Below are 18,952 nucleotides of genomic sequence, written 5' to 3'. Positions count from 1 at the left end.
ACGAAGTTCCGCGAAGTCAAAACACCAGGCACCCGGAATTCCCTGCCCTTCGACTTCCTCGCTCCTCAAAGCATGGCCATCCTTGGCCATTTTCCGCATAGGCCCGCGGGCCTACGCTCAGGGCGAACGGATGTTTTGATAGCTTCTACACTAACGCATCGCCCACATCGCGCCCACACGCATGAACGACATCCTCGTCCTCTACTACAGCCGCAGCGGCCATACCGCTCAGCTGGCACGGCTGATCGCCCGCGGCATCGAAGAGATCCCGGGCGCGCGCGCGCGCCTGCGCCAGGTGCCTCCGGTGGCGCCGGTCACCGAAACCGCACAGCCCCCGGTGCCGGACGAGGGCGCGCCCTACGTGGCGAAGCAGGACCTCGCCGAGTGCAGCGGCCTGGCGCTGGGGAGCCCCACCCGCTTCGGCAACATGGCCGCGCCGCTCAAGCACTTCCTCGACACCACCGGCGCCGAATGGGCCAGCGGCACCCTCGTGGGCAAGCCCGCCGCGGTGTTCACCTCCACCAGCACCATGCACGGCGGCCAGGAATCCACCCTGCTGACGATGGCGCTGCCGCTGCTGCACCACGGCGTGCTGCTGCTGGGCATCCCGTTCACCGAGCCCGCGCTCACCGCCACCCTGAGCGGCGGTTCGCCTTACGGCGCCAGCCACGTCGCCGGTCCCAAGGGCGAGAACGCCATCAGCGAGCACGAGCGCGAACTGGCCCGCGCGCTGGGCCGGCGCCTCGCCGATACCGCACGCAAGTTGACCGTGGGCGCATGAACAGCGCCGCCATCCTGCCGATCGAGCAGAAACTGGGCCTCGCCGCCTGGGCCTCGCTCGCCGCATTGCAACTCGTCTGGCACGCATGGCTGTTGCCGCCGCAGAGCCTGCCCGTGGCGCTGGCGATGGCGATCACACTGGGCCCGCTGCTGTTGCCGCTCGCCGCACTGCGCAAGCCTCGCCGCGCCCTGCTCTGGGTCGGCATCCTCGCCCTGTTCTATTTCTGCCACGGCGTCGCCGAGGCGTGGAGTTCGCCCGCCGAACGCGCGCCGGCCACCGCCGAGATCGCACTGACCCTGTTGCTGATCGGCACGTTGGGCGCAGGCGTACGGCGCCCGCGCCGCTGACGACGCTATATCCATCGATCGGGAGATCCGTATGCCCCAGCCACGCGAACTGCTGAAGGCCGCCGACATCGAGGCAATGGAGGCGGTGGCCAGCCTCCACTCGCTGAACCCGAACGCGCTGCGCCTGCACAAGTCGCTGGGCGACGCCACCGGCCTCACCCAGCTTGGTTTCCACCGCATCGAGCTGATGCCCGGGCGCGACTCCAGCGAATACCACTGCCACCACTACGAGGAAGAGTGCGTCTACGTGCTGGCGGGGCATGGGCGCGCGCTGATCGACGAGCAGGCGCACGCCGTCGGCCCCGGCGACTTTCTCGGCTTCGCGCGCAACGGCCCGGCCCATGTGATCACCAACACCGGCGACGCGCCGCTGGTACTGCTGGTGGCCGGCCAGCGCCTGGAGCAGGACATCTGCGACTACCCGCACCGCCGCAAGCGCCTGTACGTGCGCGGCGAGCAGGGCGACCTGGTGGACTTCGACGCGATCGTGCCGGACTGACTGCACCGCTCACGCCGGCCGCAGGGCTTCCAGCCCGGTGAACACCGCCACCGCGATCAGCAGGCCGCCCACGCAGCGCATGGCCAGCACGCCGCTCGCCGGGCGGCCCTGCAGCCAACCGCGCACGCGCTCGGCCAGCAAGGCCAGCGTGCCGTACACGCCGCACTGGGTCAGCGCGATGATCGCCCACAGCACCAGCGCCTGCAGCCACAACAGGCCATCGGCCGGGCGCAGGAACTGCGGGAAGATCGCCAGCATGAACAGGTAGGCCTTGGGATTGAGCAGGCAGGTGAACAGCCCCTGCCGGAAGGTCGCGCCCAGCGGCGCCGCCGTATGCCCGGCCACCGGCGCGTGGAGCGCCACCGCGCTGCGCAGCAGTGAGATCCCGATCCAGGCGATGTACAGCGCGCCGGCCAGCAGCAACGCATGGAACACGCCAGGCACCAGGCGGATCAGCACGCTGATGCCCAGCGCCGTCATCAGCACGTGGCAGGCGCCGCCCGCCACGATGCCGCCCAGCGCCGCGAGGCCGCGGGCGCGGCCGCCGCTCAGCGCGCTGCCGAACACGAAAGCCATGTCCAGCCCCGGCAGGGCGATCACCCCGAACACCAGCACGAAGAACAGCCACAGCCCGGCGGCGTGGCTCATCGCGTCGCCTCGCCGGCAGCCTCCAGCCAGCGCAACCGCGAGCGCGGCGTGGGATCCATCGCCAGCAGCTCCGGCGTCCCGCGCAGCATGCCGCTGGCCAGCAAGGCCTTGGCTGCAGCCTGCATCGCCGGTTCCAGCTGTGCGTGCAGGATGGCTTCGTCACGCACCACGCCGAGCCAGACCAGGTAAGGACCGTCCACGCGCACCGGCAGCTGGGGAAAGTTGTTCGCTTCGTCCAGCGTCACCAGGATGCCGGCCGGCCGAGCACCGGCCGCACGGTAACTCTCGAACTGCGCCTCCGCGTGCGCGGCGAACACCGCTTCGCTGCCCGGCTTCACCGCGAACAACTGCGCCACCACGATGCCCTGGGCACCCTGCGCTTCATCCACCGGATCCACCGCCGGCAGCAGCGCCACGCCGGTGTCCGCCCGCAACGGGCGCAGCAGCAGCACGTCGTCGCTGTCGGGCAGCAGCGCATTCACCTTCATCCGGTGTTCGCGCCACAGCGGCCCGTAGTAGAACTGCGCGTTCACCACCGCTCGCGAGGGCATGTCGCGGAAACCGCGCAGCCACACGAAGCGATCCGCCTGGCCGCGCGGCAGGAACTGGCCGTGCACCATCGCGCCCAGCTGCTCGAAGGCCTCCGGGAAATAAGTGTCGAAATAGCTGGCGAAGCGCTTCTGGCCGCCTTGGCTGGTGGTGTAGCGGCGCAGCTCCACGACCTGGGAGCCGGGAAGGTGAGCAATGCTCTGGAAGTCGGGCGAGTGGTGCGGCGTCTCGTGCATGGCGGTTCCTGGGCGGTTGAGGACGAGTCGCGTGCACGCTATGCCCCAATCAGGACAGATTCCGCCCTGATGAATCGCTACACTGCGTCCATGACCCGCCCCACCACCCGCGTGCTGGCCGTGCTGGAACTGCTGCAGGGCCGTGGCCGCATCGCCGGCCCTGAGCTGGCCCGGCAAATCGGCGTGGACGGGCGCACCCTGCGCCGCTACATCGCGATGCTGGAAGAAATGGGCATTCCGATCGTCGCCGAGCGCGGGCGTTACGGTGCCTACATGCTGGTGCCCGGCTTCAAGTTGCCGCCGCTGATGTTCGGCGACGACGAGGCGCTGGCGCTGTCGGTGGGGCTGGTCGCGGCGCGCGGGCTGGGCCTGGCCGAGGCCGCGCCGGCCGTCGCCAGCGCCCAGGCCAAGCTGGCGCGCGTCACGCCGGAGCGCCTGAAGCGGCAGCTGCACGCGATCGCCGAGACGGTGCGCGTCGACCTCGCCCACGCCAGCGATGCCCCGCACAGCAACGAGGCGTTGATCGCGCTCACCGCCGCCGCGCAGGCACAGCAGCGCGTGCACCTGCACTACACCACGCCGCAGCACCAGCGCAGCGAGCGCGACGTCGATCCCTACGGCCTCGCCTGGCGTGCGGGGGCCTGGTACGTGGTGGGCTGGTGCCACCTGCGCCGCGACCTGCGCTCGTTCCGGCTGGACCGCGTCGGCGCGGTGCGGGCGCTGGCCGCGCATTTCGAGCGCCCCGCCGGCTTCGATCCACTCGAACAACTCGCTTTCAGCCTCGCCACCCTGCCGCGCAGCGTTGCGATCGAGGTACTGCTGCGCACCGACCTGAAGACCGCGCGCAACGCCTTCTCGCTCGCCTTCGGCCTGTTCGAGCCGGTCGCCGGCGGCGTACTCCTGCGCAGCAGCGCGGACGACCTGGCCTGGTTTGCACGCCAGCTGGCGCGGCTGCCGTTCGGCTTCGAGGTGCGCACCCCGGCACGCCTGCGCAGCGCGCTCAAACGACACGCGGTGCGCCTGCTCAAGCTGGCCGGCGGGGGCTGAGCGGAGTTCGCGGCTCACGCGCTGGGGACGGCACCCTTGCCTATACTGGCGCGGTCGATCCGACCGGAGCCGGCCATGGGATTCCTGCAAGACGCCCCACAGCTTGCCCACCCGTACCGCAACGACCGCCTGCTGCATGCGCTGCTCGAACGCACCCTGCCCGCCGCGCGCCGCGCCGCGCTGGAGGCCGACCTCGATGCGCTGGGCGGCTACGCTCTGGCGGCCTGGCGGCGCGCCGCCGTCACCACGCGTCGCAAGCCGGTGCTCACGCAGTGGGATGCCTGGGGCCGCCGCGTCGACCGCATCGAGCTGACCACGGCGTGGCGGGAAGGCCCGGACATCACCACCCGCCATGCGCTGCTCGCCAGCGGCCACGAGGCCCACGAGCACGCAAGGCTGGAGGAATTCGCCCGCGTCTACCTCTACCACGTGGCCAGCGAGTTCTACACCTGCCCGCTGGCGATGACCGACGGCGCGGCGACGGCACTGAAAGCCTCGGGCAACCGGGCCCTGCTCGAGCGTGCGCTGCCGCATTTCCTCAGCCGCGACCCGGCCACGTTCTGGCTGAGCGGCCAGTGGATGACCGAGACGCGCGGCGGCTCGGACGTAGGGCAGACCGAGACCATGGCGCGGCAGGACGCCGACGGCCAATGGCGCCTGCACGGCCGCAAATGGTTCAGCTCGGCGGTGGTGGGCGAAGCGGCGCTGGCGCTGGCCCGCCCCGAAGGCGCCGGCGACGGTTCCGGCGCGCTGGCGCTGTTCTACGTGGAGACCATGGATGGCGCGCAGCGGAAGCCGCAGCTCCTGATCGACCGCCTCAAGGACAAGCTGGGCACCCATGAGCTGCCCACCGCCGAGATCCACCTCGACGGCCTGCCCGCCTGGCCACTGGGCGACCTGGCGAACGGCGTGCGCCAGGTGGCGCCGATGCTCAACGTCACCCGTACGTGGAACGCGGTGTGCGCTGTCGCCAGCATGGCGCGAGCGACCGTGCTGGCGCGCGACTACGCCGAACGCCGCCAGGCCTTCGGTCGTCCCCTGATCGAACAGCCGCTGCACGCGCAGACCCTGGCCGACATGCAGGCCGAGTTCGAGGGCGCATTCGCATTGGCCTTCGAGGTGGCGCAACTGCTTGGCCGCGTGGAGCACGGTGCAGCCGCGCCGCACGAAGCCGCGCTGCTGCGCCTGCTCACCCCGCTGGCCAAGCTGTGGACGGGCAAGCTCGCGGTGCGCCTCTGCTCCGAGGCGCTGGAATGCTTCGGCGGCGCCGGCTACATCGAGGATACCGGCCTGCCCCAGCTGCTGCGCGACGCGCAGGTCTACGCGATCTGGGAAGGCACCACCAACCTGCTGGCGCTGGATGCGTTGCGCGTGCTGGCGGGCGACGGGCTGGCCGCGTTGCGCACCGCCGCAGCCACCTGGCTGCAGGGCGGCGATCCGCATGCCGCATTCGCGATCGATGCCGCGCTGGACGCCGCCGCCACGCACCTCGATGCGCTATCGGCGGATCGCGCCACGCTGGAGGCCGGTGCGCGCGGGCTCACGCTCACCCTGGCGCGCAGCGCGGCGGCGGCGTTGCTGGCCCGGCAGGCGGCGTGGGCGCTGGCGCGCGGGGACACGCGTCCGGCGGCGGCGCTGCGCCGCTTCCTCGGCCACGGCCTGCTGCGGCTGGCCGATACCGGAACGGACGACACCGCCCTGCTGCTGGGGTGAGCGCCGCACGGACGCAACCCGCTAAAATGCGCGGATTCCCCCTTGCGGCGCAGCGACCATGCAGCATCTCACCATCGTCACCACCGGCGGCACCATCGACAAGATCTATTTCGACGACAAGTCGGACTACAAGATCGGCGCGCCGCAGATCGGCGAGATCCTCGGCCAGCTCGGCGTGGCCTTCCAGTTCGACGTGATCCCGATCCTGCGCAAGGACAGCCTGCACGTCACCGACGAGGACCGCGCGCTGATCCGCTCCACCATCGAGGCGCAGCCGCACCGCCATGTGCTGGTGACGCACGGCACCGATACCATGGTGGAAACCGCCAAGGTGCTGGCCGGCATCCCGGGCAAGACCATCGTGCTCACCGGCGCGCTGAACCCGGCCCGGTTCCAGGGTTCGGACGCGGTGTTCAACATCGGCTGCGCGGTGGCCGCGGTGCAGACCCTGCCCGATGGCGTCTACATCACCATGAACGGCCGCGTGTGGGACCCGGCCAAGGTGCGCAAGAACCGCGCGGAGAACCGGTTCGAGGAAGTGAAGGGCTGAGGCGGCGGTTCCGCGTCCTCTCCCGGCAGGGAGAGGGAGCCGAAACTACAGCATGCCGGTTTCGAGCTTCGCCGCGTCGGACATCATCGAGTGCGTCCACGGCGGGTCGAACACCAGGTCGATGTCGGCCTCGGCGACGGTGGGGATCATCTCCAGCTTGGTGCGGGCGTCGTCCACCAGGATGTCGCCCATGCCGCAGCCGGGCGCGGTGAGGGTGAGCTTGACGTAGACCTTGCGCTGGCCGTCCTCGCGCTGCTCCAGGCTGAGGTCGTAGACCAGGCCCAGTTCGACCACGTTCACCGGGATCTCGGGATCGAACACGGTGCGCAACTGGTCCCAGGCCAGTCTCTCCACGTCGGCGTCGGTGGCGTCCGCCGGCACCTCGATCGGCAACGGCTTCTCCTTGCCCAGCGCCTCGGCATCGCCGCCGGCGATGCGGAACAGGTTGCCGTCCACGTACACGGTGAAGCTGCCGCCCAGCGCCTGGGTGATGTAGCCGATCTGGCCGGCGGGCAGGCGCACCGTTTCACCCTGCGGCACCATCACCGCATCGCAGTCGCGCAACAGGGTGAAGGGTTCGCTGCTCAGACTGAAACCGCTCATGCCACCGCCAATCCGTCATGAAAGATGGGCGCCGCACGGCGCACCAGGCTGTCTATTATGCCGTGCCGGGCCGCCGGCATCCTGCCCCAGATCAGGCCGGCGCCGCGAATTGCAAGCCGCGACGTGCCAGCGCACGGCACCGGCCGGCGCCGGCAACCGGCTATGATCGGGGCTTTGCCCATCGGACCGACGCATGCCCAGCCCTTCCGTCTTCCGTTCCCCACCATGAAGCCGCGCGACATCCTGCTGTACGTATTCGCGCTGTTCTGCGCGGCGATGATGGGCCTGGCCGTGGGTGCGACATGGATGGTGGCGGCGATGTACCTGCGCCAGTCCGCGCCCTGGCTGGCGCCGGCGGCGGGCGTGCTGCTGGCGTGGGCGACCCGTCACTGGATCCGCCGGCCCGGCGTGGGCGCGGCGGGGCTGGCGGCGTTCGCCACCTTGCTGGCGGCGCTCTACTTCAACATGCTGATGGCCGCGATCCAACTTGCCGGGAATTTCGGCATGAGCCTCACCGAAGCCATCCGCACTGCCGGCACCGGCATGCTGTTGGCGCTGGCGCAACTGGGCCTGCGCCCGATCGACGGAGCCTGGTACGCCGCAGGCGTGTTGCTGGCGGCATGGCTGGCCTGGTGGCGGAAGCGGTGATCCTGGAGGTACCCCCGCGATCGTCCTGATCGCGAGGATCAAACAGGCAGCCGTCCATGGCTGCATTGCTTGTGCCCCTGCGATCGTCCCTGATCGCGAGGGTCAAACGGGCGGCCATCCATGACCGCACTGCTCAAGCCCTTGCGATCATCCATGATCGCCAGAATCAAACGGGCGGCCATCCATGACCGCACTGCTCAAGCCCTTGCGATCATCCATGATCGCCAGAATCACACGGGCGGCCATCCATGGCCGCACTCTTCAATGGATCAGGTCTCCAGCGCCTTCAGCTCGCTGACCAGCTGGCCGGCGGCGGCCTGGCCGTCGCCGTAGAGCATGCGGGTGTTGTCGGCGTAGAACAGCGCGTTCTCGATGCCGGCGAAGCCGGTGCCCTTGCCGCGCTTGATCACGATCACCTGTTTTGCCGCGGCGACGTCGAGAATGGGCATGCCGTAGATCGGCGAGGACGGATCGGTCTTCGCCATCGGGTTCACCACGTCGTTGGCGCCGATCACCAGCACCACGTCGGTATTGGGGAACTCGGGGTTGATGTCGTCCATGTCCTCGATCAGGTCGTAGGGCACGCCCGCCTCGGCCAGCAGCACGTTCATGTGCCCGGGCATGCGGCCGGCCACCGGGTGGATCGCGAACTTCACCTTCACCCCGCGCTCGATCAGCAGCTTGGCAAACTCCCACACCTTGTGCTGCGCCTGCGCCACCGCCATGCCGTAGCCGGGCACGATCGCCACGCGCTCGGCGTAGGCCATCATCACCGCCGCGTCGGCGGCCTCGACAGGCTTCTGGCTGCCTGCGATCTCCTGCGCCGCGCCGCCCGCCGCCGCGCCGAAGCTGCCGAACAGCACGTTGCCCAGCGAGCGGTTCATCGCCTTGGCCATCAGCTGGGTCAGCAAGGTGCCCGCCGCGCCCACCACCATGCCGGCGATGATCATCGCCTCGTTGCCCAGCACGTAGCCCTCGAACGCCACCGCGAGGCCAGTGAACGCGTTGTACAGCGAGATCACCACCGGCATGTCGGCGCCGCCGATCGGCAGCGTCATCAGCAGGCCGAACAGCAGGGCGAACACGAAGAAACCCGCGATCACCGGCATCGTGAGGTCGCCGCCGGCCAGCATCGCGCCATGCAGCAGCGCCAGCAGCAGCACCAGCAGGTTCACGATGCGCTGGCCGGGGAAGACGAAACGCCGGTCCAGCCAGCCCTGCAGCTTGGCAAAGGCGATCAGCGAACCGGAGAAGCTCACCGCGCCGATCAGCGCGCCCAGCACGCCCAGCACCAGGGCCACTGGCGAGAGCGGCGCCATCGCGGGCGCTTGATGCAGGGCATCGATCGCCCAGCCCTCGGGCCGCAGCGGCGAGGTGTCCGGCACCGCCGGCAGCACCCGACGCACGTGGGCCACCAGCTCCACCGCGCCGATGGCCGCCGCCGCACCGCCGCCCATGCCGTTGTACAGCGCCACCATCTGCGGCATCGCGGTCATCGCCACGCGCCGGCCACTCCACCATGCCGCGGCCACGCCGATCAGGACCGCCGCCAGGATCAGTCCGCGGTGGTGCAGCTCCGGCAGCGCGAGCGTGGCCAGCACCGCCAGCAACATGCCCACGCCCGCCCACACGATGCCGCCGCGCGCGGTGCGCGGCGAACTCATGCGTTTCAGTCCCAGGATGAACAGCAGCGCGGCGAGGAAATAGCAGGCCTTGACCAGGGCGGGCAGCCAGCTCATGGCTTGTCCCCCGGCTTGCCGGCGCTGGGCTTGAACATCTCCAGCATGCGCTCGGTGACCACGTAGCCGCCGGCCGCGTTGCCGGCACCCAGCAGCACGGCAAGAAAGCCCAGGCCGGTCTCGAACGGTGTAGTGGCGTGGCCAAGCGCTATCATGGCGCCCACCAGCACGATGCCGTGAACGAAATTGGAACCGGACATCAGCGGGGTATGCAGGATCACCGGTACCCGCGCGATGATTTCGTGGCCGGTGAACGCGGCCAGCATGAAGATATACAGCGCCAGGAACCCGTCGAGCATGTGCTTCCCCCGCCTCGCAGCCATGTCCGCCGCATCATACGGTACAAGGCCTGCCCGGATTCATCCCCGCGCGGACGGCGCGGCGCCCGGCCGGTCAACCCGCGCCGGGCTTCGGCGTTGAGCACGGGTGTCGAACTGATGGAGCCCAGGCATGCATCTGCCGACGACGCCGACGAGGCGGCCATGAACAGCCTCGCAGGCACACTCGATGCCGAACTGCTGGCCGAGACCGCGCAGGAGACCCCTGCCACCCTCGACGCCTTCCTGGCGCAGGTGGAGCGGCGTGCCTTCCGCATGGCCGAACTGAACCTGCGCCAGCGCGAGGACGCCATGGACGCGGTGCAGGACGCCATGCTGCGGCTGGTCAAGCACTACCGCGACAAGCCGTCCGGCGAATGGGCGCCGCTGTTCTGGGGCATCCTGCGCCGGCGCATCGTCGACCTGCAGCGCCGCCGCAAGGTGCGCTCGATCGTGGTGGGCTGGCTGGGTGGCGGCCGCGACGACGAGGGCGACGAGCTGCCCAGCTGGGAACCGGCCGACCACGGCCCCGGCCCGCTGGACCGCCTGCAGGACGCGCAGTCCTGGGGCGATCTCAGCACCGCGCTGGGCGAGCTGCCCCGGCGCCAGCGCGAGGCCTTCATGCTGCGCATGCTGGAGGGCCTGGACGTGGCAGAGACCGCACAGGCCATGGGCTGCTCCGAAGGCAGCGTGAAAACGCATCTGTCGCGCGCCATGCAACGGCTGCGCGAGCAACTGGAGGACTGGCGATGAACACATCGCAGAAACAGCTGGAACACCGCGCCCGCGAGCTTTATCTGGAGGCCGCGCGGCGCATCGACCCCGCCACCGCGGGCCGCCTGCGCGCCGCACGCCGCGAGGCGCTGGCCAGCACGCGACGGGCGCAGCGGCCGCACCATCTCGCGCGCTGGCTGGTGCCGTCCGGCGCCTGCGCGGCGATCGCGCTGGCGGCCCTGCTGGTATGGCCGTCCGCGCCGCACCCGGTCGCCACCGCCCCGATCACCGCCGCCACGACCGCCGGCGAAACCGACAACCCGTTGCCGCCCGACCCTGAACAGGCCGATCCCAACCTGTACCAGAACCTCGACTTCTACGGCTGGCTGGCTGCCAACGACAATCAGTCCTCGACACGCTGAACCATGATCCTGTCCGCACGACCGCTGCTGTCGCTCACCCTCGCCACCCTGCTCGGCGGCCTGGCCGCGCCCGCGCTGCATGCGCAGGCAGCGCCGGCACCAACCCACTGGAACAACCTCACACCGGCCCAGCGCGACGTGCTGGCGCCGCTGCGGCAGGAATGGGACACCATGCCGCCGCGCCGGCAGCAGCACATGCTGGAGAAGAGCGAGCAGTGGGTGACCCTGCCTCCGCAAAAGCGCGAGGAGATCCGCGAGCGCATCGCCCGTTGGCAGCAGATGACACCGGCCGAGCGCAAGCAGGCACGCGAGAACCAGCGCCTGTTCCGCCAGCTGCCGCCCGAGCAGCGCGCACAGCTGCACGCGGCCTACAGGCGTTTCCAGCAACTGCCGCCGGACCGCCGCGCCCAGTTGATGAAGCAATGGCATGCCATGCCGCCTGCCCAGCGGCTGCGCTGGCTGCACCGCGGCCAGGGGCGCTGACCGGCGCTCTCTTCGACACCGGCCCGCTGCCGCGATCAAGCCCCGAACAGCACCTCGCCGGCGCGCACCAGGCAGCTCTTCAGCACCAGTTCGTCGCCGAAATCCGCTGCCAGCGCACCCTCCTTCAGCAGCAGCTCGGTGAAGTTCAGTACGTTGCGCGCATACATCTCCGACGCATGCAGCGGCGCACCGGCCGGCAGGTTGAGCGGACCGAGGATGGTCACGCCTCCCTGTTCCACGCGCTCGCCCGGCCGGGTCAGCTCGCAGTTGCCGCCGCTCTCGGCCGCCAGGTCCACGATCAGTGCGCCCGGCTTCATGCCGGCGACCATCGCGGCGGTGACGATCTTCGGCGCGGGACGTCCGGGCACCGCCGCGGTGCTCACGACCACGTCGAAAGCCGCGAGGCGCTCGGCCAGCGCCTGCTGCTGCGCCGCGCGCTCTTCTGGCGACAGCTCGCGGGCGTAGCCGCCGCTGCCCGCGGCGCTGACGCCGAGCTCGAGGAACTTCGCACCCAGCGACTCCACCTGCTCGCGCGTCTCCGGGCGCACGTCGTAGCCCTCGGTCTGCGCCCCCAGCCGGCGCGCGGTGGCGATCGCCTGCAGGCCGGCCACGCCGGCGCCGATCACCAATACCTTCGACGGACGGATCGTGCCCGCCGCCGTGGTCAGCATCGGAAAGAATTTCGGGCAGGCCTCGGCGGCGATCAGCATCGCGCGATAGCCGGCCACTGCCGCCTGCGAGCTCAGCACGTCCATCGCCTGCGCGCGGGTGGTGCGCGGCAGCAGCTCCAGCGCGAACGCGGTCAACTTGCGCGCGGCCAGCGCGGCGATGCGTGATTCGGCGCCATAGGGGCGCAACTGCCCCACCACCCACGCACCCTCGCGCAAAGCCGCGAACACTGTATCGTCCGGCGGCAGCACGCAGGTCAGCAGGTCGGCCTGCGCCAGCACCTCGCCCGCCGCGGCGAAGTCCGCGTCTGCATACGCCTCGTCGGGGAAACCCGCCGCCGTGCCCGCGCCGTGCTCCAGCAACACCCGCAAGCCCCTGCCGCGGAGCTTCTTCGCCATCTCGGGCGTGATCGCCACGCGGCGTTCGCCGGCGGCGGTCTCTCGCAAGGCGGCCACAGTGATCGGCATCGCGTATCCCCTCGTGGAAGCTCGTCGCATCTTAGCCGCACTCGCTCATGCTTGGACGCACCGCCCGCGCGCGCTAACCTGACCCGCCGCCACGGGGTACACGGAGAACACGATGCCCGTATCCGTCCCGCACGACGAACTGCTGGCCCTGGCGCGCGCCGCCCGCGAGCAGGCCCACGCTCCGTATTCCGGCTTCGCCGTGGGTGCCGCGCTGCTCGCCCGCGACGGTCGCCGCTTCACCGGCTGCAACGTGGAGAACGCGTCCTACGGCCTGTGCAACTGCGCCGAGCGCACTGCCTTGTTCTCCGCCATCGCGGCCGGCTGCAAGCCCGGCGACTTCGCGGCGATCGCGGTGATCGCCGACTGCGCGGCGCCGGTCAGCCCCTGCGGCGCCTGCCGCCAGGTGATGAGCGAACTGTGCCACGACGACATGCCGGTGCTGCTCGCCAACCTGCACGGCGACACGGCGCAGACCAGCGTGGCGGCGCTGCTGCCCGGCGCGTTCACCCTGGCGCCGCGCTGATGCGCCGCGTCTCGCGGGTTACCATGCGCTTTTCCACGACGCGATCCCGCCATGGCCGATCCGCTTGAGTTGCTGCTGCAACGCCACTCCGTTCCTTCGCGCCAGCTCGGCGAGCCCGCGCCCGACGAGGCTACGCTGCGCGAGCTGCTCACTGCTGCGATCCGGGTGCCAGACCACGGCAAGCTGGTGCCGTTCCGCCTGATCCGGCTGGAAGGCGAGGCCAAGCTGCGCTTCGGCGAGCAGCTGGCCGAACTCGCGATCCGCAAGCAGCCGGAACTGTCCGACGCCAAGCGCGAGAAGGAACGCCTGCGCTACACCTTCGCACCGCTGGTGATCGCCGTGGTCGCGCGGCTCGACGAGACCAGCAAGGTGCCTGCGATCGAGCAACGCCTGTGCGCCGGCAACGTGGCCTACAACCTTTTGCTCGGCGCGTACGCGCTGGGTTACGGCGCACAGTGGCTTACCGGCTGGGCCGCCTACGACTCCGACGTCGCCGCCTTGCTGGGACTCGCCGAGAACGAGCACGTGGTCGCCTTCGTGCACCTGGGCATGCCGCAGATCGAGGTGCCCGACCGCGAACGCCCCGCGCTGGACGACGTGCTCAGCATGTGGACGCCGTGAACGCGAACCGCCGCGGCGCCGCGCACCTGGTCGATGGAAGCCTTTACGTGTTCCGTGCCTGGCACTCCATGCCGGACGAATTCCACGACGCTGACGGCCATCCGGCCAATGCTGTGCACGGCTACACCCGCTTCCTGTGCGAGCTGCTGGAGAAAGTACAGCCGGAACGGCTGGCGGTGGCCTTCGACGCCTCGCTCACCAGCTCGTTCCGCAACGCGATCTACCCGCCTTACAAGGCCAACCGCGAGCTGCCGCCGCCCGATCTCGAACGCCAGTTCGTGCAGTGCCGCGAGGTGACCTCCGCGCTCGGCGTCCCGGTGCTGATCGACCACCAGTACGAAGCCGACGACCTGATCGGCAGCGCGCTGTGGGGCCTGCGCGCGCACGGCGTGCCTGGCGTGATCGTCTCCGCCGACAAGGACTTCGGCCAGTTGCTGGGCGAGCACGACGAACAGTGGGATTACGCCCGTAACCTGCGCTGGGGCCCCGCCGGCGTGCACGAGAAACTCGGGGTGCACCCGCACCAGGTGGCCGACTACCTCGCGCTGTGCGGCGATGCCGTGGACAACATCCCCGGCGTGCCCGGCATCGGCGCCAAGACCGCCGCCGCCCTGCTCGGCCACTTCGGCAGCCTCGACGCGCTGCTCGAACGCGTGGACGAAGTGGCCTTCCTGCGCATCCGCGGCGCCGCCAGCTGCGCCGCGAAACTGCGCGAGCACGGCGAGCAGGCGCGGCTCTACCGGCGCCTTACCCGCATTGCGCTGGATGCTCCCGTGCCGGACGGTGCCCGCGCACTGCGGCGCGAAGCCGGCGACGCCGCCGCGATCGACGCGCTGTGCGAGCGGCTGCGCTTCGGACCGCTGACGCGGACGCGGCTCAAGACGCTGATCGGGTGAAGCTGCAGCGGCGAGCACCGGGCAAGGCCTGCGCTTGGTCGCCGCGTCCGGCGCCAACGGCGGCCGCCGTGCACCTCAAGACAATCGCCCCGCGACGCGCCATCTTGCGCGCATGTTGAAGGGAACCCTCTACGCACTCGCCGCCGGCCTGATGTGGGGCGTGGTCTTCGTCGCACCCTTGCTGCTGCCGGACTACCCGCCTGCGCTGCAGTCGGTGGGACGCTACCTCGCCTTCGGCCTGATCGCGCTGCCGCTGGCCTGGCTGCACAGGGACGCATTGCGCCAGCTGGGCCGTGCCGACTGGGTCGAGGCCGTCAAGCTCGTCGCGGTGGGCAACCTGCTGTACTACCTGTGCCTGGCCAGCGCGATCCAGCGCGCCGGCGCACCGTTGCCCACGATGATCGTGGGTACCTTGCCGGCGGTCATCGCGATCGCCGCCAACCTGCGCAACGGCCGCCGCGACGGCAGGCTGCCGTGGCGGCGGCTGGCGCCGCCGCTGCTGCTGATCGTCGTCGGCATCGCCTGCGTGAACCGCGCCGAGCTGGTCGAGTTGCAACACGCGCAAGGCGGCCTGGCGCGCTATCTCTCCGGCGCCCTGCTCGCCTGCGGCGCCGTGGCCTGCTGGACCTGGTACCCGCTGCGCAACGCCGACTGGCTTCGTCACCACCCCGACCGCAATCCGCGCGCCTGGGCCACGGCGCAAGGCGTGGCCACGCTGCCGTTGGCCGCACTCGGCTATGTCGCGCTGTGGGGCACGATGAAGGTAGCCGGCAGCCGCTTTCCGATGCCGCTGGGGTCGCACCCCGGCCTGTTCGTCGGCCTCATGGCGGCGATCGGCCTGTTCGCCTCGTGGCTGGGCACGCTGTGCTGGAACGAGGCCAGCCAGCGCCTGCCCACGGCCCTGGCCGGGCAGCTGATCGTGTTCGAGACGCTCGCCGCACTGGGCTACGCGTTTCTCCTGCGCCACGCCATACCGGCGCCGTCCGCCCTGCTGGGCATCGCGCTGCTGGTGGCCGGCGTGGTGCTGGCGGTGCGCGTGAAACCCGTGCCGTTGCCGGTGACCGAAGCGGACGGCGGCCGCATGGCAGGCTGAGCACTCTCGCGCGGTCCGCATCCTCCGTCGACTGCGTGTCGCCATCCATGCCCAGCGTGTGCACCTGCAGCTGCTTGCCGTCCGGCGTCAGCCCGGAACCCGGCAAGGTGCCTCTCTTGTCGGCGCCCTTCACCATCACCGCCGACACGGCCTGGGCGTCCGGCAGCATAAACAGCGTGTTGCCCTTGCCATCGACCATCAGGCCGGCGCGATCGCGCGCCGTGCCCTTCGGTGTATTGCGCGCACCCTTGTGGGTTGTGGGGGTGGAGCGCGGCGAACGCTGCCACCCGGCCGGCACCGGCGGCAGGGCTTGTCGAAAACCCGCCTGCCGTTTCGTCGCTACCGTGAAAGGGCGCCATCGCGGCGCGCCCACCCAAGGAGCCCCCATGAGCCTGCTGCTCTACATGCACCCGCTGTCCTCGTTCTGCCACAAGGTGCTGATCGCCCTGTACGAGAACGACACGCCGTTCGAGCCGCGCGTGGTGCGCCTGGATGACGAGGCCTCGCGGGAGGATTTCCGCAAGGTCTGGCCGATCCTGCGCTTCCCGGTGCTGCGCGACGAGGCGCGCGACCGCACGGTACCGGAGTCCACGGTCATCATCGAGTACCTTGCGCTGCACTATCCAGGCCGCACGGCCCTGGTCCCCGCCGATCCGCAGGCCGCGCTGGACGTACGCGAGCGCGACCGCTTCTTCGACCTTTACCTGCACGTGCCCACGCAGAAGATCATCACCGACCGCCTGCGCCCAGAAGGCGGCCACGACAGGGTCGGCGTGGCGCAGGCACGCGAGCAGCTGCGCACGGCCTACACCCTGCTCCAGCAGTCGATGGACGGGCGCAGCTGGGCGATGGGCGACACGTTCACCATGGCCGACTGCGCGGCAGCGCCGCCGCTGTTCTATGCCGACTGGGCGGAGCCGCTGGACGATTTCCCGCTACTTGCCGCCTACCGGCAGCGGTTGATGGCCCGGCCTTCGTTCGCCCGTGCGTTGCGCGAGGCGGAGCCGTACCTGCAGTTCGTGCCGAAGGCGTAGCGCTGGCCTTCAGGCCAGCGCCAGCACGTCGCCCAGCAGCGCCTGTGCGGTGACTTCCGGCCCTGCACCCGGCCCCTGGATCACCAGCGGCTGGGTGTGATAACGGGTGGTGGTGAGCGCAAACTGGTTGTCGGTGCCGTAGAGGCGCGCGGCGGGATGGTCGGCGGGCACCTCGACCAGGCCCACGCGGGCGCGGCCGCGCTGGTTGAGCCGGGCCAGGAAGCGCAGTACGTGGCCGCGCCCTCTGGCCGCGGCGTGCAGGGTGGCGAGCGGCCCGTCGAGCTCTTCCAGCCGGGCGAGGAAGGCCCCGGTGTCCAGGGCGCGCAGCGGCTCGGGCACCAGGCTTTCCACCTGCACTTCGTCCCAGCCGAGCGCGAAACCGGCGTTGCGGGCAATGATGAGCAGCTTGCGCGCCACGTCCTCGCCGGAAAGGTCGGCACGCGGATCCGGCTCGGTGTAGCCACGCTCCCGTGCCTCGCGCAGCAGCGCGGAGAACGGACGGCTGCCGTCGTAGCCATTGAAGAGGTAGGAAAGCGAACCGGAGAACACGCCCTCCAGCGTGAGCAGCGCATCGCCGCACTGGCGCAGCCGACGCAGCGTGGAGAGCACCGGCAGTCCCGCCCCCACGGTGGCGGAATCACCGTAGCGCGCGCCCCTGGCCAGCGCGGCCTGCAGCGCGCGCCAACCCGGCAGTTCGCCGCCGCCCAGCGATTTGTTGGCGGTGACCACGTGGTAGCCGTGTGCCAGCCATTCCGCATGGCGCGCAGCGAGTTCGCCGCTGGCGGTGGCGTCCACGACCACCTTGGTCGCCGCGCTGCTGGCATCGAGCGCGGCAAGGAGGGCTGCATCGTCGCGCTGCGCACCCACGCTCTTGAGCTGCTCGCGCAGGTTGCGTTCGGCGAGCCGCGTGGGATCGGTCTGCTGGCGGCGCGAGTTGGCCGCGCCCACCAGCCGCAACGCCGAGGCGGCCGGCGTGTTCAGCAGCTTGAGGAAGGCACCGCCGACCACGCCGGTGCCCAGGAGCACGACCGCAATTCCGATCCGGGCGGAAGCATCGTGAGGTTGGGGGGTGGGGGCCGCCGCCGCCGCCGCAGGCGGCGCGGCCTCGGCCAGCACCGCGCTCATGCGCCCACCGCTCGTTTGGGCTGGCCCGCGGCCAGCGCGCGCGCCAGTGCCGCATCGAGGTCGCGCAACAGGTCGTCGCCGTCCTCGATGCCCACCGACACGCGCAGCAGGGTGTCGGCGATGCCCGCCTTGCGGCGCGCCTCCGGCGCCATCGCGGCATGGGTCATGGTGGCCGGATGCGCGACAAGGCTCTCCACGCCGCCCAGCGATTCCGCCAGCGAGAAGTATTCCAGGCCATCGACGAAAGCCTCGATCTGCGCCTCGTCGCCGGCCAGCTCGAAGCTCAGCATCGCGCCGAACCCCTGCTGCTGGCGTGCGGCCAGCGCGTGGTACGGGTTGGACGCGAGGCCGGGGTACCAGACTTTGCGCACGGCGGCGTGGCCGTCGAGATGCGCAGCGATGCGGGTGGCGTTTTCCTGGTGCTGGCGCAGGCGCACGCCCAGCGTGCGCAGGCCACGCAAGGTGAGGAAGCTGTCGAACGGCGCGCCGGTGAGACCGTTGCAGTTGCCCCACCACCTGAGCTGGTCGGCCACCGCCGGGTCGCGCGCCACCACCGCGCCGCCCACCACGTCGCTGTGGCCATTGATGTACTTGGTGGTGGAATGCACCACCACGTCGGCGCCCAGCGCCAAGGGCTGCTGCAGCGCGGGCGAGAGGAAGGTGTTGTCCACCACCACCAGCGCGCCAACGGCGTGCGCGGCCTGCGCCACGTGGCGGACGTCGGTGACGCGCAGCAGCGGGTTGCTCGGCGTTTCCACCCATACCAGGGCGGGCCTGGCGGCCAGGCCGGCGGCCAGCGCGGCCGGGTCGGTGAGGTCGGCGAACTGGACGGCGAAGCGTCCCTTCTTCGCCCAGGCGTCGAGCAAGCGCCAGGTGCCGCCGTAGCAGTCGTGCGCGGCGAGCACCGTGGCGCCGGCCGGCACCAGCTCCAGCGCCAACGCCACCGCGGCCATGCCGCTGGCGGTCACCACCGCACCGGTGCCCTGCTCCAGCTCGGCGAGCGCGCCGGCGAGCAGGTCGCGCGTGGGGTTGCCGCTGCGCGAATAGTCGTAGGGGCGCTTCTTGCCAAAGCCCTCGAATGCGTAGTTGGTCGACAAGTGCAACGGCGGCACCACCGCGCCGTGCTGGGTGTCGCTCTCGATGCCGGCGCGCACTGCGCGGGTACAAGGGGCCGTGCTTTCGTTCATCGTGTTCTCCCGGAATCCAATGCCGTACGTGTGTTCTTGTC

At 70.6% G+C, this 18,952-nt stretch carries 23 protein-coding genes; 15 read left to right on the top strand and 8 right to left on the bottom strand.

Annotated features, from left to right (window positions below):
- The first annotated feature begins 181 nt into the window (after positions 1–181).
- The 3 genes from wrbA to AC2EWF_RS00485 are packed head-to-tail and all read left to right on the top strand — an operon-like array spanning position 182 to position 1,627.
- Positions 182–781, top strand: a complete 600-nt coding sequence (gene wrbA / locus AC2EWF_RS00495; protein WP_483637412.1) for an NAD(P)H:quinone oxidoreductase — start codon at positions 182–184, stop codon at positions 779–781.
- On the top strand, positions 778–1,128 hold the full coding sequence (locus AC2EWF_RS00490) for a DUF2069 domain-containing protein (protein ID WP_483637411.1): 351 nt from the start codon (positions 778–780) through the stop codon (positions 1,126–1,128). Before wrbA ends, AC2EWF_RS00490 begins: the two co-directional genes overlap by 4 nt.
- Before the next feature lie 31 nt (positions 1,129–1,159).
- Complete coding sequence (locus AC2EWF_RS00485; protein WP_483637410.1) at positions 1,160–1,627, top strand: cupin domain-containing protein; 468 nt, start codon at positions 1,160–1,162, stop codon at positions 1,625–1,627.
- Between the two features lie 9 nt (positions 1,628–1,636).
- On the opposite strand, the gene AC2EWF_RS00480 is transcribed toward AC2EWF_RS00485, so the two are convergent.
- Positions 1,637–2,275 (bottom strand): LysE family translocator, encoded by a 639-nt coding sequence (locus AC2EWF_RS00480; RefSeq protein WP_483637409.1) that lies wholly within the window; start codon positions 2,273–2,275, stop codon positions 1,637–1,639.
- Positions 2,272–3,060, bottom strand: a complete 789-nt coding sequence (locus AC2EWF_RS00475; RefSeq protein ID WP_483637408.1) for a hypothetical protein — start codon at positions 3,058–3,060, stop codon at positions 2,272–2,274. The genes AC2EWF_RS00480 and AC2EWF_RS00475 overlap by 4 nt, the downstream gene beginning before the upstream one ends.
- 69 nt (positions 3,061–3,129) lie before the next feature.
- Here AC2EWF_RS00475 and AC2EWF_RS00470 point away from each other — a divergent pair, with 69 nt between their 5' ends.
- The 3 genes from AC2EWF_RS00470 to AC2EWF_RS00460 all read left to right on the top strand — a co-directional run bounded on the left by AC2EWF_RS00470 (position 3,130) and on the right by AC2EWF_RS00460 (position 6,370).
- Positions 3,130–4,107, top strand: a complete 978-nt coding sequence (locus tag AC2EWF_RS00470) for a helix-turn-helix transcriptional regulator (RefSeq protein ID WP_483637407.1) — start codon at positions 3,130–3,132, stop codon at positions 4,105–4,107.
- 75 nt (positions 4,108–4,182) lie between these two features.
- Positions 4,183–5,820, top strand: coding sequence for an acyl-CoA dehydrogenase family protein (locus AC2EWF_RS00465; RefSeq protein WP_483637406.1), 1,638 nt, complete (start codon positions 4,183–4,185; stop codon positions 5,818–5,820).
- 58 nt (positions 5,821–5,878) lie between these two features.
- On the top strand, positions 5,879–6,370 hold the full coding sequence (locus AC2EWF_RS00460) for an asparaginase domain-containing protein (protein ID WP_483637405.1): 492 nt from the start codon (positions 5,879–5,881) through the stop codon (positions 6,368–6,370).
- 45 nt (positions 6,371–6,415) lie between these two features.
- Here the strand turns inward: AC2EWF_RS00460 and sufT are convergent, their stop codons facing one another.
- Positions 6,416–6,973: a putative Fe-S cluster assembly protein SufT gene (gene sufT / locus AC2EWF_RS00455; protein ID WP_483637404.1), complete on the bottom strand. Its 558-nt coding sequence runs from the start codon at positions 6,971–6,973 to the stop codon at positions 6,416–6,418.
- Between the two features lie 225 nt (positions 6,974–7,198).
- On the opposite strand from sufT, the gene AC2EWF_RS00450 reads away from it, so the two are divergent.
- A complete protein-coding gene (locus AC2EWF_RS00450) occupies positions 7,199–7,621 on the top strand; it encodes a hypothetical protein (protein WP_483637403.1) in 423 nt (140 codons plus the stop codon).
- Between the two features lie 269 nt (positions 7,622–7,890).
- On the opposite strand, the gene AC2EWF_RS00445 is transcribed toward AC2EWF_RS00450, so the two are convergent.
- Positions 7,891–9,360 carry an NAD(P)(+) transhydrogenase (Re/Si-specific) subunit beta gene (locus tag AC2EWF_RS00445; protein ID WP_483637402.1) on the bottom strand — a complete coding sequence of 490 codons (1,470 nt, stop codon included), beginning with the start codon at positions 9,358–9,360 and terminating at the stop codon, positions 7,891–7,893.
- Complete coding sequence (locus AC2EWF_RS00440; protein WP_483637401.1) at positions 9,357–9,659, bottom strand: NAD(P) transhydrogenase subunit alpha part 2; 303 nt, start codon at positions 9,657–9,659, stop codon at positions 9,357–9,359. The genes AC2EWF_RS00445 and AC2EWF_RS00440 overlap by 4 nt, the downstream gene beginning before the upstream one ends.
- Positions 9,660–9,842: 183 nt before the next feature.
- Here AC2EWF_RS00440 and AC2EWF_RS00435 point away from each other — a divergent pair, with 183 nt between their 5' ends.
- The 3 genes from AC2EWF_RS00435 to AC2EWF_RS00425 are packed head-to-tail and all read left to right on the top strand — an operon-like array spanning position 9,843 to position 11,296.
- The gene (locus AC2EWF_RS00435) at positions 9,843–10,430 is read left to right on the top strand and encodes an RNA polymerase sigma factor (RefSeq protein WP_483637400.1); all 588 of its coding nucleotides are present in this window, start codon (positions 9,843–9,845) and stop codon (positions 10,428–10,430) included.
- Complete coding sequence (locus AC2EWF_RS00430) at positions 10,427–10,813, top strand: hypothetical protein (protein ID WP_483637399.1); 387 nt, start codon at positions 10,427–10,429, stop codon at positions 10,811–10,813. The genes AC2EWF_RS00435 and AC2EWF_RS00430 overlap by 4 nt, the downstream gene beginning before the upstream one ends.
- A gap of 3 nt (positions 10,814–10,816) precedes the next feature.
- Positions 10,817–11,296, top strand: a complete 480-nt coding sequence (locus AC2EWF_RS00425) for a DUF3106 domain-containing protein (protein ID WP_483637398.1) — start codon at positions 10,817–10,819, stop codon at positions 11,294–11,296.
- 35 nt (positions 11,297–11,331) lie between these two features.
- Here the strand turns inward: AC2EWF_RS00425 and AC2EWF_RS00420 are convergent, their stop codons facing one another.
- Complete coding sequence (locus AC2EWF_RS00420; RefSeq protein ID WP_483637397.1) at positions 11,332–12,432, bottom strand: NAD(P) transhydrogenase subunit alpha; 1,101 nt, start codon at positions 12,430–12,432, stop codon at positions 11,332–11,334.
- Positions 12,433–12,544: 112 nt separating this feature from the next.
- Between AC2EWF_RS00420 and cdd the strand changes: the two genes are divergently transcribed.
- The 5 genes from cdd to AC2EWF_RS00395 all read left to right on the top strand — a co-directional run bounded on the left by cdd (position 12,545) and on the right by AC2EWF_RS00395 (position 16,599).
- The gene (gene cdd / locus AC2EWF_RS00415; protein ID WP_483637396.1) at positions 12,545–12,955 is read left to right on the top strand and encodes a cytidine deaminase; all 411 of its coding nucleotides are present in this window, start codon (positions 12,545–12,547) and stop codon (positions 12,953–12,955) included.
- A gap of 51 nt (positions 12,956–13,006) precedes the next feature.
- Positions 13,007–13,576, top strand: a complete 570-nt coding sequence (locus tag AC2EWF_RS00410) for a nitroreductase family protein (RefSeq protein ID WP_483637395.1) — start codon at positions 13,007–13,009, stop codon at positions 13,574–13,576.
- Complete coding sequence (locus tag AC2EWF_RS00405; RefSeq protein ID WP_483637394.1) at positions 13,564–14,472, top strand: 5'-3' exonuclease; 909 nt, start codon at positions 13,564–13,566, stop codon at positions 14,470–14,472. Before AC2EWF_RS00410 ends, AC2EWF_RS00405 begins: the two co-directional genes overlap by 13 nt.
- Positions 14,473–14,584: 112 nt before the next feature.
- Positions 14,585–15,565: a DMT family transporter gene (locus AC2EWF_RS00400; RefSeq protein ID WP_483637393.1), complete on the top strand. Its 981-nt coding sequence runs from the start codon at positions 14,585–14,587 to the stop codon at positions 15,563–15,565.
- Positions 15,566–15,951: 386 nt separating this feature from the next.
- Positions 15,952–16,599, top strand: a complete 648-nt coding sequence (locus AC2EWF_RS00395) for a glutathione S-transferase family protein (protein WP_483637392.1) — start codon at positions 15,952–15,954, stop codon at positions 16,597–16,599.
- Positions 16,600–16,608: 9 nt separating this feature from the next.
- On the opposite strand, the gene AC2EWF_RS00390 is transcribed toward AC2EWF_RS00395, so the two are convergent.
- Positions 16,609–17,724: a homoserine dehydrogenase family protein gene (locus AC2EWF_RS00390; protein ID WP_483637391.1), complete on the bottom strand. Its 1,116-nt coding sequence runs from the start codon at positions 17,722–17,724 to the stop codon at positions 16,609–16,611.
- Positions 17,721–18,932, bottom strand: coding sequence for a cystathionine gamma-synthase (gene metB, locus AC2EWF_RS00385; protein WP_483638234.1), 1,212 nt, complete (start codon positions 18,930–18,932; stop codon positions 17,721–17,723). The genes AC2EWF_RS00390 and metB overlap by 4 nt, the downstream gene beginning before the upstream one ends.
- Positions 18,933–18,952: the final 20 nt, after the last annotated feature.

The organism is Rhodanobacter sp. sgz306013, assembly GCF_057031145.1.
This window is presented reverse-complemented; position numbering and strand designations above follow the sequence as displayed.

Coding starts and splice junctions, on each gene's coding strand:
- AC2EWF_RS00475 (WP_483637408.1), bottom strand. CDS start 3,060: ATGCACGAGACGCCGCACCACTCGCCCGACTTCCAGAGCATTGCTCAC.
- AC2EWF_RS00490 (WP_483637411.1), top strand. CDS start 778: ATGAACAGCGCCGCCATCCTGCCGATCGAGCAGAAACTGGGCCTCGCC.
- AC2EWF_RS00410 (WP_483637395.1), top strand. CDS start 13,007: ATGGCCGATCCGCTTGAGTTGCTGCTGCAACGCCACTCCGTTCCTTCG.
- AC2EWF_RS00400 (WP_483637393.1), top strand. CDS start 14,585: ATGTTGAAGGGAACCCTCTACGCACTCGCCGCCGGCCTGATGTGGGGC.
- AC2EWF_RS00485 (WP_483637410.1), top strand. CDS start 1,160: ATGCCCCAGCCACGCGAACTGCTGAAGGCCGCCGACATCGAGGCAATG.
- AC2EWF_RS00430 (WP_483637399.1), top strand. CDS start 10,427: ATGAACACATCGCAGAAACAGCTGGAACACCGCGCCCGCGAGCTTTAT.
- AC2EWF_RS00460 (WP_483637405.1), top strand. CDS start 5,879: ATGCAGCATCTCACCATCGTCACCACCGGCGGCACCATCGACAAGATC.
- AC2EWF_RS00450 (WP_483637403.1), top strand. CDS start 7,199: ATGAAGCCGCGCGACATCCTGCTGTACGTATTCGCGCTGTTCTGCGCG.
- AC2EWF_RS00470 (WP_483637407.1), top strand. CDS start 3,130: ATGAATCGCTACACTGCGTCCATGACCCGCCCCACCACCCGCGTGCTG.
- cdd (WP_483637396.1), top strand. CDS start 12,545: ATGCCCGTATCCGTCCCGCACGACGAACTGCTGGCCCTGGCGCGCGCC.
- AC2EWF_RS00465 (WP_483637406.1), top strand. CDS start 4,183: ATGGGATTCCTGCAAGACGCCCCACAGCTTGCCCACCCGTACCGCAAC.
- AC2EWF_RS00390 (WP_483637391.1), bottom strand. CDS start 17,724: ATGAGCGCGGTGCTGGCCGAGGCCGCGCCGCCTGCGGCGGCGGCGGCG.
- AC2EWF_RS00480 (WP_483637409.1), bottom strand. CDS start 2,275: ATGAGCCACGCCGCCGGGCTGTGGCTGTTCTTCGTGCTGGTGTTCGGG.
- AC2EWF_RS00445 (WP_483637402.1), bottom strand. CDS start 9,360: ATGAGCTGGCTGCCCGCCCTGGTCAAGGCCTGCTATTTCCTCGCCGCG.
- wrbA (WP_483637412.1), top strand. CDS start 182: ATGAACGACATCCTCGTCCTCTACTACAGCCGCAGCGGCCATACCGCT.
- sufT (WP_483637404.1), bottom strand. CDS start 6,973: ATGAGCGGTTTCAGTCTGAGCAGCGAACCCTTCACCCTGTTGCGCGAC.
- AC2EWF_RS00435 (WP_483637400.1), top strand. CDS start 9,843: ATGAACAGCCTCGCAGGCACACTCGATGCCGAACTGCTGGCCGAGACC.
- AC2EWF_RS00440 (WP_483637401.1), bottom strand. CDS start 9,659: ATGCTCGACGGGTTCCTGGCGCTGTATATCTTCATGCTGGCCGCGTTC.
- AC2EWF_RS00420 (WP_483637397.1), bottom strand. CDS start 12,432: ATGCCGATCACTGTGGCCGCCTTGCGAGAGACCGCCGCCGGCGAACGC.
- AC2EWF_RS00425 (WP_483637398.1), top strand. CDS start 10,817: ATGATCCTGTCCGCACGACCGCTGCTGTCGCTCACCCTCGCCACCCTG.
- AC2EWF_RS00395 (WP_483637392.1), top strand. CDS start 15,952: ATGAGCCTGCTGCTCTACATGCACCCGCTGTCCTCGTTCTGCCACAAG.